The sequence below is a fragment of the uncultured Gilvimarinus sp. genome (genome assembly GCF_963972205.1).
Lineage (GTDB): Bacteria > Pseudomonadota > Gammaproteobacteria > Pseudomonadales > Cellvibrionaceae > Gilvimarinus > Gilvimarinus japonicus.
Genome location: NZ_CAXAUC010000001.1, coordinates 678,718 through 696,279 on the forward strand (window position 1 = coordinate 678,718; position 17,562 = coordinate 696,279).

The following is a 17,562-nucleotide window of genomic DNA, read 5'->3' on the forward strand; positions in this document are numbered from 1 at the left end:
TACCGCAGAGACTGAGGCAAGCGATTGCTAGCGCATCGCACAAGCGCGGTGCCGAGACTCACGTACTATCGTGTTTGAAACAGCCAAAACCAATCCCCACCCAAAATACGACAAACGCAAAAAAGCCCGCTCATAAAAGTATGAGCGGGCTGCGTGACGCTGATTTAATAAAGCGTCGGTTTTACTTAGTTTTCAATACGCTCGTAACTCACATTGGTCATGGTAACCGTAGATTCAGTAATGCCAAGCTCTTCAAAGCACTGCTCGAAGGAGTCAGAGTCACCAGACTCGCCACAGTCTTCGTTATTTGAAGTGTCTTGAGGCTGCAGGTAATTACCAAACTTAAAGTAAGAGGCGGAATCGTCTTCTACCGGAATGCCAAACGAGCTGCCCATCGCATAGACGTGTACATCGCCATAATCGTTCACCACCCTTAAGTCGAAGGTGTCACCGCTCTGGATCGTTCCCAGTGCGTACTTCTCTTCATTGCCACTGGTATTGCGCAAGCGTACGTAGACATCGAATATACCATTGCCGGCGACGCTATCATCAAACCCTGATTCCGACGAATCGGACACATAAAGCTTCATGATAGTTCCAGTGTCGCTGGCATGATGCTGCGCAACAATTGTCTTACCACCGTCGGACATTTCCACTTTAATGTCTGCCTCAAACATCTCGTAAGTGTCTGTCATAGCAATCCGGAGACCGGATTTTATTTTGTACTCGTGGCGCCAGCCGTTACCGTTTGGAGTCGTAACACGGGCCTCTAGCGGCACAAAGCGTAAAGTGCTGCTGTTTACCAATGGATCGGGGTCTTCGCCTTCTAAGTCAAATAAGCTCCCGTCTGTAATTGACGATGGAATATCATTGCCCGAGCCACCAGTACTGCTGGAGCTGCTAGAACTGCTGCTCGAGCTGGTACTACTTGAGCTCCCCGTGTCGGCATCACCACAGCCGTACACATCCGCCTCAAGCAAGCTGTTCCAAGCGTTTGCCGTATTGCCGTAACCGGTAATTCTTACGTAGCGGGCAGCGACATCAGCAATTGCGAGCGACTCAAGGTTTGCACTGCCTTGAGAATCAACGTTATACAAAACGGTACTCCAGTTGTTGCCGTTTTCTGACACAGCCACATCAAATGTTTGGGTGCGCTGATCGCCTTTAAACCACGCGGTTTGCAGCTCTGTCACCGTACTTAAACCACCAAGGTCTAACGTAATGGCTTTGCCATTACCCTGCGAAGACCAGCGGCTAGACAAACTGCCGTCAATGGCATTGCCAGGGCCATTGCCATCGTTGGAGCCATCATCACTGGCACCAGCAATGTTCAGGTTTATTGAATTGTTACAATTTCCTGCTCCCGCTGATGACGATGATGAGGACGAAGAGGAGTTAGAGCCACCCACCTCTACCAGTGAGAAATCATCAAACCGACCCGTTCCATTGTGGTACTTGGCAAATATTTCAGCTGATGTGTTCGAGCCAGAGTTAAAGTCTACCTCTACTTTTGCCCAGTCTTCGCTATCCGAGTCCACATCGAAAACAGCACCGTTTATGTTGACGCCGACGGTGCCGCTATCCAATACGTAAGCCGTAAGGCGATAGCTGGTGTTGGCACTGAGTGAAACTTGCTGGTCTACCCGCCCTGCGCTGCCGGTGATTTTTGCCGATTTACTGCCTGAATAAGCATCACTCGAAATGGCAGAGGGATCGTCATCGACCCAGCCCTCAAAGCTATTTTCAAAGCCTGGGTTGTCGATACTGACCGCGTGGGCGGATGCAGCCAACATACTTAAGACAAAAACAGAACTACTTGTAAGACATTTCATCATCGTTCTCCAGTGAAAGTCTCTACTCGCTAAAACACGGTGCAATTTATCTGCCGAGGCAAAAAATCGTGAATGTAAAAGTCGAGTTAGAGCTATTTGCGGTATTGCATGAATTTAATTTATCGGTTTTATGTCATGTCATTACGCCTTTGGGGCGCTACTGCTCGCGAACATACGCGCCTTACACCGCCCGCCAGAAGATTCGCACAATGCTGCCTGATGGCGGGCGTTGGGCTTTGCGTTTAGCAACGTTATTATTCGCAGACGATCCAGAGAGCTCATCAAGGCTTCTGCGCATTCGCAGCTCGGCCCGTCACCCTGGCGTCTAATGCTTGGTTTGCTGAGCTGACCTTTAGCCATGCAAGGCTTACCAAAACAGTGAACAAAAGATAGATCATAGGCCACCAATATGTAAACCAATATATCAACCGATATTGTGACCCCGTACTGAAAACCCACCAATAAAAGCATATCCCGCGAATTTTATTGCTCTATAAAACGATTTTCATAGCCAATCAGTAAAAAATAGATACTTTGGTATACCAATGTGAAGACCTTTTTAGTTTTGTAGCCCTTAAAGATATTGTCTTTTTGAATACAAGCTCACCTGCGGACAGCGTTCTGAACTCATGGCAGACTTGCTGCTACCGGTAGAGGCTAAGCAGCGCAGAGGGCAGCCTACAAGACTAAATGGAGCGCCGCTTAGGCGATGGGCATGCGATCTGTCTTGTGATCGTGCTAATGTAATACCGCAATATACTCACTCCCGGAGGCTATTTGTCAGACCATAATATCGCTACGCCCTTCCCCGGCCTGGATCGCCCGCTGGCCATTGTCGACATCGAAACGACAGGTGGTAACGTTACCCGTGATCGAATTACCGAAATCGCTATTATCGAAATTGACGAGCGCGGCGTGCGTGAATGGAGCACATTGATTAATCCGCTCGTACCGATACCTAAGATGATTCAAAGCTTAACCGGCATCACTAACGAGATGGTGGCCAGCGCACCGCGTTTTGAGCAAGTGGCCAAAGAAATTGTTACACGCCTGCAAAGTAAAACGTTTGTCGCGCACAATGTGCGTTTTGACTACGGATTTATACGCAACGCCTTTGCCGAATTAGGTTATCCGCTGTCGCTTGAATTATTGTGCACAGTAAAACTGTCGCACGCGCTTTACCCTGAACATAAACGCCACGGGCTTGAGGCCATCATCCAGCGCTTTGGTATCAACACCGATGCTCGACACCGGGCGCTGGCCGATGCGCGCGCCACCTATCAGTTTTTACGTATCGCCGCTGATGACAAACCCGGCGAAACGTTTATGACCGCGGTGCAAGCGCAAACCCGGCGGCCGAGTTTGCCGCCGGGACTCGACCCTGCGATTATCGAACAGCTTCCTACGGGCCCGGGGGTTTACTATTTTTACGGCGAAAACAACAATCTGTTATACGTAGGTAAGAGCATTAACATTCGCTCGCGTGTTTTATCGCACTTCAACGCCGACCGCGCCAGCGCTAAAGCAATGGCCATGTGTCAGCAAATACGTGACATTAGAACCGACAGCACCACTGGTGAGTTAAGCGCCCTATTACTTGAGTCACAACAGATCAAGACGCACCAGCCTCTTTACAACCGCCGCCTACGCCGCCTTAGCACGCTCTATACCATACAGCTGCACGAAGACCAACAAGGCTTGCTGCGCCCAGAAATTATCGATGTTCACGCAGCAGCGCGCACAAGTAAAATGTATGGCTTGTTTGCTGGGCAAAAAAAGGCGCGAGAGACGCTCACAAATACCGCTAAAGCGTTTGGTCTGTGTGATTGTGTAGTAACCACCCCAGGGCCTTTACGCGGCCCTTGTATGAGCCGGCAACTAAAGCGCTGCAAAGGTTTATGTACTAACGATTGGTCGATACTGCAACACAACACAGCGTTAATGGATGCACTAGGCAGCGAGGCCCTAAAAGCTTGGCCTTATCGGGGTCCCGTGGCAATAGTTGAACAACAGAATCCGAATGATAACGAGTCGCCACACACAGCCTTTTTGCTCGATAACTGGTGTCTGTTAGCATCCGCACATGGCACAGGAGAGCCGGATTGGGAGCAACTTAAAGCAACGTCAAATAACGAGGCGCTGCTCGATCGCGACATTTATCGTTATTTGGTTAAAGCCGTATTAAAGCCCGGCAAAGACTTAACGCTTATCCCTTTGCAATGACATATAAAAAGATTGTTGATAGTTGTAATGCAAGCCTTTATACGCAGTGCTTAATCATCAATCGTGTTAATGAGCCCGCCAAAGCCACGGACCAAAACATGTCAGGCTCTGCGGCCAGCTCGTAGGGTCTCTGCTACCAAGAGCGACAGGCGGTATACAAATTTTCGGCGAGCGGAATCTAGTGGCGTTGACGGCCACATTCAAAACGACACTTATTATATAGCCGTCAAGGGATCGTTTTTATGTCAGCTTTATTTTGCTAACAAATATTTAATTTCCTGCAGGCATAGCTATACTGTAACTGACCTCTTACAACAGGCTTGATCCATGCGGCGCCCTCTCAAGGATGTGATTTTTATACTGCTGATTTCGATTTTGGCGGCCCAAACCAAGGCACAAGAGTTGGCACCGAGAGCCTATTGGCCCGCACCAACGGGTACCAATGTGGTGGTAATGAGCTATCAGCACTCGCAAGGTGAGGTGCTCGTCGATGCCTCAGTGCCTATAGAAGGCGCCGAGGCCACTCTGGACTTCCTTTCACTGACCTATCAGCGAACTTTTGGCTTGTTTGATCGCACTGCCAGCCTGCAATTAAATTACCCACTGGTACAAGGCGATGCCTCGGCGATGGTTAACGGTGAGTTTAGAGAGCGCTCCATCAGCGCATCCGCTGACGCCCGCGCGCGCTTTGCCATTAACCTATTGGGCGCCCCCAGTATGGATGGCAAAGCGTTTCGGGAGCTGGTGGCAGACCCTGAGCCAATAATAGGTGCCAGCCTGCTGGTTAGTATTCCCACCGGGGACTACGACGGCGACAGACTGTTTAACGCCGGAACCAATCGCTGGGCCGTAAAACCCGCCTTGGGCTTTATTGTTCCAATCAGCCACGGCTGGTTGTTTGAAGGTGAAGTCGGCACCTGGTTTTATGAAGATAACGACGATTATCAGGGCAAAACCCGTACTCAAAAGCCTGTTCTTTCGTCTGAGTTTCACCTAGTTCATGTGGTAAAAAACGGTACCTGGTTCTCTTTAGACGCCAACTGGTATCAAGGCGGCGCCGCCACCGTCGGCGAAGGTGCCGAGCAAGCCGAACTGCAAAACTCTCGCGCCGGACTGACGTTATTGCACCCCCTTAACCGGCATCACGCCATCCGTTTCGCCGCCAGCACCGCCATAGAGTCAAAAATCGCCGGCGATTTTGACAGTGTTAGCGTGAGCTATATGTATATTTGGTGATTGCTCAGATTGTTTGAGTGTTGCATTAATACTCCCGACACCCTGCCCCCTAAATTTCTTTCCTCTAACCATTCAATTGATTGGGGCGAATCTTCATAGCAGTTTAGGAACGGACCTCACGGCTCAACAACCTCTTTGAATCCCATATTCTTCAAGACCTGTTTACACAAAGTATCAAAAAATAAATAAATTCAAAGATGTTGAGACTAATTGATAGTACTATTTCAGCCCAATCCTGTAAGATTTCATCTCATTAACCCATTAACAAAAAGGATGTAGCGATGAAACGTTTTAGCTTATTTGCTTTGCTGGTCGGTATTGCCGTGAGTACCCAAGCACTGGAGCTGAGTAGTAATGATATGCACGAAGGCCGCCTGCTAAGTAAGGCGCAGGAGTTTAATGGCTTTGGCTGCGCCGGCGATAATATCTCGCCTCACCTTAAATGGCTAAACCTGCCTGAGGGCACAAAAAGCATCTCCATTACCGCCTATGACCCAGACGCGCCAACCGGCAGTGGTTGGTGGCACTGGCTCGTGGTGAACCTTCCGGCTAACACCAGCGAGCTGCCCACTGGCGTTTCCGGAAAGTTGAAGCAGGGGCTGGAAGTAGAAACCGACTATGGTACGCCCGGCTTCGGCGGAGCTTGCCCGCCTCCTGGTCACGGTATGCACCGCTATCAGTTCACCGTGTGGGCGTTGAACACCGATAAATTGGATGTGAATGCCGACACCCCAGCGGCGATTGTCGGCTACATGCTCAATAACGCAGTAATAGCGAAAGACACCCTCACGGCGACCTACGCCCGCTAACTTTATGGAAAGTCGTAACGTCGTATATGTCAGCCACTATAAAGGACAGCGGCAACAGCCTTTGCGCAACGTATATATACCGGCACCCACACTGGCGCGGGTGCTGCGCGGCTCCAAGTTGCTACTGTGGCGTGGTGAGCGTGTAGAGGTTACACCAGAGCGCTGGCTTGCCCTCCCCGCAGGCCAGTCGCTTACCTTTGTAAACGAGCCCGGCGCAACGGGGTTCGAGTCAGTCACCTTGTCATTTTTGGTGCAGCCACCAGCGGACTGGCTCGCCAACGTAACCCTCACAGAAAAAGCCCCTTGCCTTTTTAGCGATGCAAGCTTGACCTTCTGCTTTGATGCACTGGTTAATGGCACAGAACACCAGCTAGCCGAAGCCACTCAACAACATCTCGCGATGGCCCTGCTGGCACAACTGCACGATACGGGAGCACTGAGTCTGCTGTTTCCCGGTAATAAAATGACCTGGCGTGATCGGGTTAGCCGATATCTGATGGCCGAACCAGGTGCGGAGCATTCACTAGAAAAAGCGGCCCAAGCATTGAGCGTAAGCCGGGCTACCCTGCACCGGCGCTTAAAAACAGAAGGCTATCCGTTTCGTCAAATCTTGGCGGATATCCGAATGGGTTACAGCCTAACCGTAATGCAAAAAGGCTGCACGGTTACAGAAGCCGCGCTCGCTAGCGGTTATGAATCCCCAGCGCGTTTTTCCGAGCGGTTTAAGCAGATATTCGGGGTAACTCCAACGCAGTACCGGCAGACAATAAAATCCTTCTGATGGTAGAATTTAATGATTCATAGTATCCAATGAGTCGGCTAGTAAGAGGTGGATAAATTAGGCGATATACCGCGAAATTGAACCCGCCCTATGCTAAACACCAGACAGTTCGCGTCTACGTTTATATTACCAACTTCGACTCCGTTTCGAGCTTGGTTGCCAGACTCATTTAAATAGCTTGTAATACCCTACGGGTAAATAAGCCCGTCACTGTACCGAGCGCCCATCCTCTTGTTAACTTCCTCAGGTTTATGCGTTTTCTCAGACATCGAAAATGCGTAGGCCAAAGCATTGTGAGATTGTCTAAAGTTTAGCTCGTCACTTTGTAATCCCCCCATTTTTAACCGAAGCTAAAAGTAGAAGGCTATGCGGCTAACGCCAGTTTTTGTATTGGCGTTATGCCACCCAAGGCCATGTTCGGCCTTTCGTTGTTATAAGTCCACAACCAGTTGGTAGCGTGTTGCTGAACCTCTTCGATGCAACTGAAGAGGTATTGCCCCAGCCAGTCATAGCGAACTGTGCGGTTGTAGCGTTCGATATAAGCATTCTGCTGTGGGTTGCCGGGCTGGATAAACTCCAACTCAACACCACGGTTTTCCGCCCAAGTTGCCAATAAACCGCTAATGTACTCGGGACCGTTGTCACAACGTAGCTGCTTGGGCTTGCCGCGCCATTCAATGATCTGATCCAAGGCGCGTATTACCCGCGCTGCCGGTAAGGAAAAGTCCACTTCGATCGCCAAGCCTTCACGATTAAAGTCATCAATCACATTGAATAGCCGGTAACTTCGACCATCTTCAAGCTGGTCGTGCATAAAGTCCATTGACCAGCAGTCATTCACAGCCTCGGGCACCGATAACGCTTCCGGTTTCTCTCTCACAAGCCGCTTCTTCAGCTTGATGCGCAGATTAAGTTCTAACGCCTTGTATATCCGGTAAACACGCTTGTGGTTCCAGCCATAGCCCTTGACGTTTCTCAGGTACAGATAACAGAGCCCAAAACCCCAGTTGCGCTGATTATGGGTTAACCGGATCAACCAATCGGCAATCTCGGCGTTTTCGCTGCTGAGTTTGGGCTGATAGCGGTAGCAGGTATCACTGATGCCAACGGCCGCACAAGCCACACGTATACTGGCGCCTTTGTGCTTAACTGCATCCTGCGCCACCTCTTTGAGTCGAGATGGCTTCACCACTTTTTTTGAAGCGCTTCCTGGACAATCTCGGCCTTCAGGCGCTCTTCAGCGTACATCTTCTTTAAACGCCGGTTTTCCTCCTGCAGCTCCTTGAGCCTGGCCATCATAGAAGCGTCCATTCCGCCGTACTTGCTGCGCCACTTGTAGAAGGTGGCAGAGCTCATGCCGTGCTCGCGACACAGCTCTGGGACCGGGGTTCCGGCCTCAGCTTGTTTAAGAATGGCCATGATCTGGCTATCTGAATACTTCGATTTTTTCATGCAAAATCTCCTGCGCAAATAATACGAGAAAATTCTACTTTTGGCCCCTGTTAATTTCTGGGGGGATTACCACTTCAACTAAGGTGCATCGAACGCTCATTCTTATTTGGTATATATCCGTTTTCGTTCATCAAACTTATTGCTGATCTACCGTCTGGCGGATTGCCAAAAAAGCAATCAACTCACCCTGAAATTAATAAATTTGTAATAACCATTACTCTACAAGTCACACTCTTCTTAACAACACTTAATGGGACCTTGGATCCGGTTTCTTGGTGTTTTCTTTGGTTCGCTCAATGACAGAATCAACCCTTCCTTCACAGCTGTTCATATTCTCATCAACTTTGGTGTGAACTTTTCCGCAAAACAGGTTTGTTGCAAAATCGTTGGTGGTGCAACCCCCACAAACCGCCAAGCAAAAACTCAATGAAAGCAGAGGACTCTTCATAAAACTGCCTCAATGTTATTGTGCATTGTAAATTATCCAGCCACCACAACATAAAACACTCAGGCTGCGCTGACAGCTCAACTGTAACCATACCTGCTCTTAGAAGACCAAATCTTGGTCATCAAAACTCTAGGGCTTTACCGAGCGAAAAAGCAACAGCCTTCTTTCGAGGGAAAATGAATGCGTCATCACTATGGGGGCCGGCATCTTGTTTTTAACCCACCCAGCGCGATCCTTGCAAAAGATTTATTCAACTTCTTGCAGCCTTAGATCGGCACCTCATTAAGGGAAATTTAAAGGGCACGAAAAATATAAAAAAGGGTTAAGTTGTAAAAAAGCGCCTTAACCCCCTATTCATCCTTAATGCTTTTATTCGCGGGATAATCTCGCGGGTGCTCAATTTGCTCACGCATCAGCTCGGAAAAATCACCGGACGAAATCGGACGACTAAAATAAAACCCCTGCGACTGGTCACAGGCGTGGTCGCGTAAAAAGCTTTCTTGCTCGATGGTTTCTACCCCTTCGGCAATAACGGTTAGGCTAAGGGTTCTACCCATGGCAATTATCGCCTCAGCAATGGCCCGATCCTCTGCATTCTGGGGCAAATCACGGATAAACGAGCGGTCGACTTTTAGTGTGTCAATGGGGAAACGTTTGATTTGCGCCAGTGACGAATAGCCAACGCCAAAATCATCAATAGCGAGGCGTACGCCAAGGTTTTTGATGGACTGCAAAATATGAATGGCTCGCTCGGCATCTTGCATGACCATGCCTTCGGTTATTTCCATTTCCAGTAGCTCAGGGCGAATACCCGACTCTTTTAATGCCGCGGCAACGTCATCTATTAAGTGCTCATCAAAAAACTGCCTGACGGATAAATTAACCGCCATACAAATAGGCGGAAAGCCTTGCTGTTGCCACGCCACACTTTGGGCGCAGGCGGTTTGTAACACCCAGCGGCCAATTAGCACGATCAACCCGGTTTCTTCGGCCAGCGGAATAAACTGATTGGGCGGTACCACTCCGAGCTCGGGGTGCTGCCAGCGTACCAGCGCCTCTACACCGGCGATTTCGCCAGTTTGTAGATCGCGTTTCGCTTGGTACTGCAAAAAAAACTCGTCCCGCTCCAAGGCTAATCGCAGGTTGTTTTCCAGTACTAGCCGCTCCAACGAGCGAGCTTTAATATCAGCCGAGTAAAATTGGTAGGTGTTTTTCCCTTCGTCTTTGGCGCGATACATGGCAATGTCGGCGTTCTTCATCAGGGTCTGTGTGTCTTCGGCGTCAACCGGGTAAATGCTCACCCCTACACTAGCCGTGACGCGGCACTCCTGCCCCAACACCATTACTGGGCTTACCGCCGCGCTCAACACTTTGCGTGCAACAGTAGCAATTTGCTCCGGCGTGTTGATCTCCTGTACCAAAATAGCAAACTCATCACCACCTAAACGAGCCACCACATCGCAAGAGCGAAGACTCTGCGAGAGCCTGGCAGACATCTCCGTAAGCAAAATATCGCCCGCATCGTGTCCGAGTGTATCGTTGATATTTTTAAAGCGGTCCAAATCCACAAACAGTACCGCTAGCTTGCGCTGATTACGGCGGGCAGACTCAATGGCCAAGTCCAGCATCTCGAAAAACATGGTACGGTTGGGCAGGTCGGTCAGGCTATCGTGCGTGGCCAGGTGGTGGGTGCGAGCCTCGGCCGTTTTGCGCTCAGTAATGTCGCGGCCAATGCCCCGGTAACCGCCAAAATTGCCAGCGCTGTCAAAAATAGGCAATCCGCTTAATGTTAGGTAGCGGCGCTGACCTTGAGCGGCCATCACCTGCAACTCTAAATCACGAAACGGCAAGTGCGAGGCAACGCTCTCTTCGTGCGAGCTCCAATCGCCACTGAGTACCTCAGCGTGGGGCAATTGTTGGATGGTTTTGCCTTCTACATCGGATCGGCTGTAGCCAGACTTGCCGTTTGGGTCAGCTAAATTGACGAAAGCTAGATTTTGATCTTGCTCCCAGTACCAGTCTGATGACAGCTCAGTCAAGCTGCGAAAACGCTCTTCGCCTTCGCGCAGGGCTTTTTCGGTAGCGCGGCGCTCGGTAATATCGCGGCCGATACCCACAACACCAACAACCTCGCCGTTATTGTTACGGACTGGTACTTTGCTGGTCATAACCCAGCTAATTTGGTTCTTTTCACGGTTCATGTAAGGCTCTTCTAGATGCACCGGCTCACCATTGTGAATAACGGCTTGTTCTGCATCAAAAAAGCCTTGAGCCATCTCCTGCGGGTAAAAATCAAAATCGTTTTTACCCAGCAGCTCATCGACGGTGGTGCCCATACTGCGTGCTATGGCTTGGTTGGCCAACAAAAACCGACTCTGGCTATCTTTGGCGAAGATATTATCGGGCAGCAAGTCCACTAGCGTACGCATTAGGTTGCGCTCGTGGGCTAAGGCATCGCTTATAGCCTCTAATTCTTGCGTGCGCTGCAATACTCGCTGCTCAAGCTCGAGGTTAAGCTCCTGAGCCTTTTTCTCAGCCTGCTTTCTGGCGGTTATATCGCGGGTAATACCCATAATGCCAATCACGTCGCCGTTATCGTCGTGCAAGGGGATTTTGGTCGTTGAGTGCCAGCGGGTTTGCTCGGTATCCGCATCAAGCATCAGCTCTTCGCGGTCAATAAGAGGCTGATTGGTGCGAATCACCTCTTGGTCATCGTCGTAATACCCTTGAGCTAATGCCTGAGGAAACAGATCAAAATCTGTCTTACCGATGATTTCTTCCGTAGTCGCAATGCCGGCTATATGGGCCAGCTTGGCATTAACATAAATAAAGCGTCCCTTTAGGTCCTTGGCGTAAATCAAATCATGGGTATTATCGCCTAGTGTGCGTAGCAGGTTGCGCTCCATATACAAATACTCGTTTGGGGCTTTATAGTTGTTAGGTAAAGTATATAGCTTGGCCAGAAGAGAGCAACCCCGCGCTAGGTGAGGCGCTTAAGTGCCCAACCAAGAATAGGAGGGTCTAGGCTGGCATGAAAAGCCAGCCTAAGTACCTACGCCCCCTTCAAAACCTCCGCCAAATACTTCCCAGTCTCTGACCGCTTGCGCTTAATAACGGTACTCGGCGTGCCCTGCGCCACAACCCTACCCCCACCAGAACCACCTTCTGGCCCCATATCAATAATCCAGTCCGCCTCGGCGACGACATCTAAGTTGTGCTCAATCACCAACACCGAGTTGCCGGCATCTACCAACCGGTGAAGTACGTGCAGTAGTTTATCCACGTCGGCCATATGCAAACCCACCGTGGGTTCATCCAGCACATATAAATTGTGTTGGTTTACGCGGCCTTTGGCGTCTTCGGGGGTCATGTTCGCTTTGGCGAGTTCGGCCACCAGCTTAATGCGCTGGGCTTCGCCGCCACTTAACGTCGGGCTTTGTTGGCCCAGCGTTAAATAACCAAGGCCGACGTCTTGCAGTAGGCATAAAGCGTGGTGGACTTTGTTGATGGGCTGGAAAAATTCGGCAGCTTCGTCGATGTTCATGGCGAGTACATCACCGATGTGTTTGCCCTTGTAACGTACAGTTAGAGTTTCGTCGTTAAAGCGCCAGCCGTGGCAAACATCGCAGGGTACGCGAACATCGGGTAAAAAATTCATCTCGATTTTTTGCATGCCTTGCCCGCCGCAACCGTCGCAGCGGCCATCGCCGGCGTTAAACGAGAAACGTGCGGGGGTGTAACCGCGCAGGCGCGCGTCTACTGTGCCGGCAAACAGTTTGCGGATTGCATCCCAGATGCCGATGTAGGTAGCCGGGCACGAGCGTGGAGTTTTGCCAATGGGGGTTTGATCTACCTCTAAAACTCGGTCTATGCCCTGCCAGCCGCTAATGCTGTTAACCCCTTGCCAATTGTGCTTCTTTTTGCGCACGTTGGCGATGGCGGTTTTAACGTTGGGGTACAGCACGCCGCGCACCAGTGTACTTTTGCCACTGCCGCTTACGCCGGTAATGGCCACCAGTTGCCGCAGGGGGATATCGACACTGACGTTGGCGAGATTATTTTGGCTGGCGCCTTCAAGGCTAAGCTTTTCGGGCGACCATAATTTGCGCATCTCAATGTTACGCAAGTCGGGCATAGGGTGGCGCAGCGGGTTGGCGAGCATTTGACCGGTGAGTGATGCTTTGGTCTTCATGATTTTAGCAACGCTGCCAAAGGCCACCACCTCACCGCCGTTAACACCGGCCCGTGGACCCATATCAATTAAATAATCGGCCTCGCGCATGGTGTCTTCATCGTGCTCGACCACGATGACGGTGTTGCCCTGTTGCTGTAATTCGCGCAGGGTCTCGATCAGTTTGCGGTTGTCCCGCGTATGCAGGCCAATAGTCGGTTCGTCTAACACATAGCACACGCCCCGCAGGCTGGAACCCAATTGTGCCGCGAGGCGAATACGCTGCGCCTCGCCGCCGCTTAAGGTAGGCGCGGCGCGGTCGAGGGATAAATAATTAAGGCCGACTTTTTGCAAAAAATGCAGTCGGCTGTGCATCTCGGTAAGTAAATCGCGAGCAATGGCTTGCTCGTTACTTTTAAGTTTAAGTTTGCCAAACCAACTCTCGGCATCGTCTACCGGTAACGCGGCCAGCTGAGCAATAGAACGATCGCGAAATCGTACCGCTAATGCCGTGGGGTTTAAACGCTGGCCATCGCATTGGCGGCAGGTTTTTTCAACCCCTTCTTCATCGGGTTGCCACGTGCGCTCTTCGCCGGTTTGCTCTTCATCAAAACCGGCAATGACTTTACCGGTGCCAAAACAGCCGGCACACCAACCGTGTTTGGAATTGTACGAGAACAACCGAGGGTCCAGCTCGGGGAAGCCGCAGCCACAGCTAGGGCATGCCCGCTGAGTCGAGAACAAACGCTCTTTGGCTCGACTTTTATTGGCGGACGCGACTATAACCACACCGTTGCCAAGGTTGAGGGTTTGCTGTAATGCATCGAGCAGCGCCGTATGATTTTGTGGCGCGATTTTAAGTGTTGCCAGCGGAAGCTCAATGTCGTGCTCTTTATAGCGATCTAGCGTAGGCCAATCGGCGGTAGGTTGATATTCACCGTCGACTCGCAGTTGCTCATAACTGCGCTCCGATGCCCACTGGGCCAGCTCGCGGTAAATGCCTTTGCGAGCGACAACCATCGGCGCCAGTAAGGTGACCTCTTTGTCGCGGTAGTTTTTTTGTAGGCGCGCGGCAATCGCATCGAGGGTTTGCGGCTCAATGGCAACGTCGCAGCTGGGGCAATGTTGCGTGCCGAGCTTGACGTACAGCAGGCGCAAATAGTGATAAATTTCGGTTAGGGTTGCCACGGTGCTTTTGCGGCCCCCGCGACTGGTGCGCTGCTCGATAGCTACGGCCGGAGGAATGCCGTAAATGGCGTCTACATCTGGGCGCGAGGCCGGCTGCACAAACTGCCGGGCATAGGCATTAAGCGACTCTAAATAGCGCCGCTGGCCTTCGCCAAAAATAAGATCGAACGCCAAGGTGCTCTTACCGCTACCACTTACGCCAGAAATAACGGTGAGTTTATCGCGGGGGATACTGACGTTAATATTTTTAAGGTTGTTCTCGCGGGCGTGATGCACGCTAATTTCGCGCACGGCATTGGCTGTGCGCTTTTGCTTGGAGGACTTAGTGATAGCGGCTAAATTGGCGCCTGCCTTTAATGACTGTTCGTAATCGTGCAACGCCTGGGCGGTAAAGCCGCTATTGCTATTGGTGCTAGCCCACTGGATAAACTGCGCCGGTGTGCCCTCGCCTATTAATTGCCCGCCGGCATCGCCACCCTCGGGGCCAATGTCTATCAGCCAGTCGGCGCTGCGGATAACATCGAGGTTGTGCTCGATAATCAACAGCGAATGGCCGGCGTTTTGCAATTGCCTAAACGCACTCATCAAAGTGGCGATATCGGCAAAGTGTAAGCCGGTGGTGGGCTCGTCAAACATAAACAGAATATGATCTTGAGCTTTGGCCTGGCTCGCGGCTAAGTGCCCGGCCAATTTTAAGCGCTGAGCCTCACCGCCACTTAAGGTGGGTACGGCTTGCCCCAGTTGCACATAATCGAGCCCAACATCGGCCAACGGTTGGAGGCTGCGCAATACCTCGGGGCGATCAGCAAAAAACATCAGCGCCTCGGCCACGGTCATATCCAACGCATCGGCAATGGATATCGCGTGAGTATCGCGCAGTAGTTTTACCTCTAACACTTCACCCCTAAAGCGTTTGCCATCACACTCGGGGCAGCGCAGGTAAACATCACTTAAAAACTGCATCTCGACGTGTTCAAACCCGTTGCCCTGACAGCTTGGACAGCGGCCATTACCCGAGTTAAAGCTAAAGGTGCCGGGTTTGTAACCACGCTCTTTGGCCAGTGGCGCGGCGACAAATAATTTACGGATGGCATCAAAGGCACCGACGTAAGTGGCGGGCGTACTGCGAGTGGTTTTGCCGATGGGGCTTTGATCGACCATAACCGCACGGTCAATATTCGCGAGGCCTGAAATAGACTTGTGATCGCCCGGCGCTTCGGTTTGCTCACCGTGGTGTTTAAGTAATGCAGGATACAATATTTGCCGCATTAAGGTGGATTTGCCTGAACCACTCACGCCGGTTAAGCACACCAGTTGCCCGAGCGGAATCTTCACGTCGATATTTTTAAGGTTGTGCTCGCAGGCGCCGCGAATGGTTATTGAGCCCAGCGCACTTTTTAGGGCCGGTAAACTAGCACTGGCCGCCTGGCTTTTAGCTAAATACTGCGGCGACATTTCGGCGACGCCTAGCTCGATGTTTGGCGCTAACGCTTCTACTTGATCCAGGCCGCTTAGATAGCGCGCGGTTCTATTCGTTTTGCGTTTTAATAATGCGCTCGGTGTACCAAAAAATTCAATATTGCCGCCGCGTTTACCGGGCCCTGGACCTATGTCTAAAATACGATCGGCGGCCAGAATTACTTGCGGGTCGTGCTCGACCACCAACAGCGAGTTGCCCGCGTCGCGCAGGCGCGTCAGCACATTCACTAAACGGCCGATGTCGCGCGGATGTAAACCGGTGCTGGGTTCATCGAGCACAAACAAGGTGTTGACCAGCGAGGTACCCAACGCGGTGGTGAGATTAATGCGCTGCACCTCGCCGCCACTTAGGGTGCGCGATTGGCGATCGAGGGTTAAGTAATCGAGCCCGACCTCGCATAAATACCCAAGGCGCGAACGAATTTCACTAAGCAGTAATTCGGCGGCCTCATCAACAACCGACCCGCTGTTTTGGTTGTCCTCTTGGCAACTTAAACCATTAAAAAACTCCAGTGCATTTGCCAGCGGCAAGCGCATCGCATCGGCAATGTTTAAGCCGGGCAACTGGTTAAAGATTTTATCGGGCAGTGTGGCACCCACCGGCTTAAAGCGCGGGCGCCCCGCCAACGCCTGTTCTGCGGCATCAAAATTGCCGATGCGCCACCAGAGCGAATCTGGCTTTAAACGAGCGCCGCCACAACTTTGGCACGGTGTGTAGGCGCGGTATTTAGATAACAACACCCGTATGTGCATTTTGTAGGCTTTGCTCTCAAGCCACGTAAAAAACTCGCGAATGCCGTACCAAACCCCTTGGCTCCAATCGCCCTCGCCGTCTAACACCCACTGGCGCTGCTCGGCGGTTAAATCCATCCAGGCGGTGGTGATGGGTATGCCCCGCTTTTTGGCGTATTTAAGAAGGTCGCGCTGCACTTCATCGTAGCTTGGGGTTTGGATAGGTTTAATGGCGCCGTCTTTTAAGCTTTTGCGCTCGTCGGGCACCACTAAGCCCCAATCGACCCCGATAATACGGCCAAAACCCTTGCAGCTGGCGCACGCGCCAATCGGCGAGTTAAACGAGAACTGCGCGGGCGTGGGCTCGGGGTAGCTAATGTCGCAGCTAGGACAATGGTGGTGGCTGGAAAAACGCAAGGCACTGCCAGCGGATTTGTCATCGCTTAAGGGGTAAACCAGTACATGGCCTTTGCCATAATGCAGAGCGGCCTCTAGGGCCTCGGTTAAGCGTGATCGATTGTCCTCGTTTAAGCGCAGGCGGTCTTGCACTACCTCGACTCTGCTGCCTTCGCGCGTGTGGATACGGGCATAACCTTGTTGGTTAAGCAGTTGCAACACATCGTCATCGCTGAGCTGCTCGGGCACGTTGATGGGCAGACACACCATCAAACGCTGATCACTTGGTAACTGTTGGTAAAGCGCTGCAAGAATACTCTGTGGTGAATCTGTGGTTACCGCTTGGCCACAGCCGGCGCAATATAAATGCGCTAATCGGGCGAACAGCAGCTTAAAATAGTCGTTAAGCTCGGTCATGGTGCCCACGGTGGAGCGCGAGGTACGCACCGTGTTGCTCTGCTCGATGGCGATGGCAGGGGGAATGCCGTCAATACTGTCGACTGCCGGCTTATCCATGCGGTCGAGAAACTGCCGGGCATAAGCCGAAAAAGTCTCGACGTAGCGCCGCTGGCCCTCGGCGTAAATAGTGTCAAAGGCCAGTGTGGATTTACCCGAGCCGCTTACCCCGGTCACCACGACCATCTCCCCTAGGGGGATATCAAGATCGAGGTTTTTGAGGTTGTTTTGCCGAGCGCCGCGGATTTTAATGGCATCGAAGGACATAAAGACTGCACCTGAGCGTAAAAGACTGGCTAAATATACAGGAGTTGGCGGGTGTGTCCAAGGGCGTATTGCCCGGAGTTAACGGCAGGTAT

9 protein-coding genes are annotated in these 17,562 nt (G+C 51.5%); 5 read left to right on the forward strand and 4 right to left on the reverse strand.

Annotated elements, in window-relative coordinates; translation table 11 throughout:
- Positions 1 to 185: 185 nt before the first annotated feature.
- Positions 186 to 1,832 (reverse strand): polysaccharide lyase family 7 protein, encoded by a 1,647-nt coding sequence (locus AACY82_RS02965; protein WP_339615268.1) that lies wholly within the window; start codon positions 1,830 to 1,832, stop codon positions 186 to 188.
- A 68-nt stretch (positions 1,833 to 1,900) separates the two neighbouring features.
- On the opposite strand from AACY82_RS02965, the gene AACY82_RS02970 reads away from it, so the two are divergent.
- The 5 genes from AACY82_RS02970 to AACY82_RS02990 all read left to right on the forward strand — a co-directional run bounded on the left by AACY82_RS02970 (position 1,901) and on the right by AACY82_RS02990 (position 6,881).
- A complete protein-coding gene (locus AACY82_RS02970; RefSeq protein WP_339615269.1) occupies positions 1,901 to 2,161 on the forward strand; it encodes a hypothetical protein in 261 nt (86 codons plus the stop codon).
- Positions 2,162 to 2,609: 448 nt separating this feature from the next.
- Entirely contained in the window at positions 2,610 to 4,055 is a 1,446-nt protein-coding gene (locus AACY82_RS02975; RefSeq protein WP_339615270.1) for an exonuclease domain-containing protein, read from the forward strand.
- Between the two features lie 327 nt (positions 4,056 to 4,382).
- A complete protein-coding gene (locus tag AACY82_RS02980; protein WP_339615271.1) occupies positions 4,383 to 5,291 on the forward strand; it encodes a transporter in 909 nt (302 codons plus the stop codon).
- 281 nt (positions 5,292 to 5,572) lie between these two features.
- Positions 5,573 to 6,100, forward strand: a complete 528-nt coding sequence (locus AACY82_RS02985) for a YbhB/YbcL family Raf kinase inhibitor-like protein (protein WP_339615272.1) — start codon at positions 5,573 to 5,575, stop codon at positions 6,098 to 6,100.
- A gap of 4 nt (positions 6,101 to 6,104) precedes the next feature.
- On the forward strand, positions 6,105 to 6,881 hold the full coding sequence (locus AACY82_RS02990; protein WP_339615273.1) for an AraC family transcriptional regulator: 777 nt from the start codon (positions 6,105 to 6,107) through the stop codon (positions 6,879 to 6,881).
- Between the two features lie 364 nt (positions 6,882 to 7,245).
- Here AACY82_RS02990 and AACY82_RS02995 read toward each other — a convergent pair.
- The 3 genes from AACY82_RS02995 to uvrA all read right to left on the reverse strand — a co-directional run bounded on the left by AACY82_RS02995 (position 7,246) and on the right by uvrA (position 17,470).
- A protein-coding gene (locus AACY82_RS02995) for an IS3 family transposase (protein WP_339615274.1) occupies positions 7,246 to 8,333 on the reverse strand; the annotation gives its coding sequence in 2 pieces (ribosomal slippage) (positions 7,246 to 8,081 and positions 8,081 to 8,333; 1,089 coding nt in all).
- Between the two features lie 798 nt (positions 8,334 to 9,131).
- Complete coding sequence (locus AACY82_RS03000) at positions 9,132 to 11,687, reverse strand: EAL domain-containing protein (protein WP_339615275.1); 2,556 nt, start codon at positions 11,685 to 11,687, stop codon at positions 9,132 to 9,134.
- Between the two features lie 146 nt (positions 11,688 to 11,833).
- A complete protein-coding gene (gene uvrA, locus AACY82_RS03005) occupies positions 11,834 to 17,470 on the reverse strand; it encodes an excinuclease ABC subunit UvrA (protein ID WP_339615276.1) in 5,637 nt (1,878 codons plus the stop codon).
- Between the last annotated feature and the right edge of the window lie 92 nt (positions 17,471 to 17,562).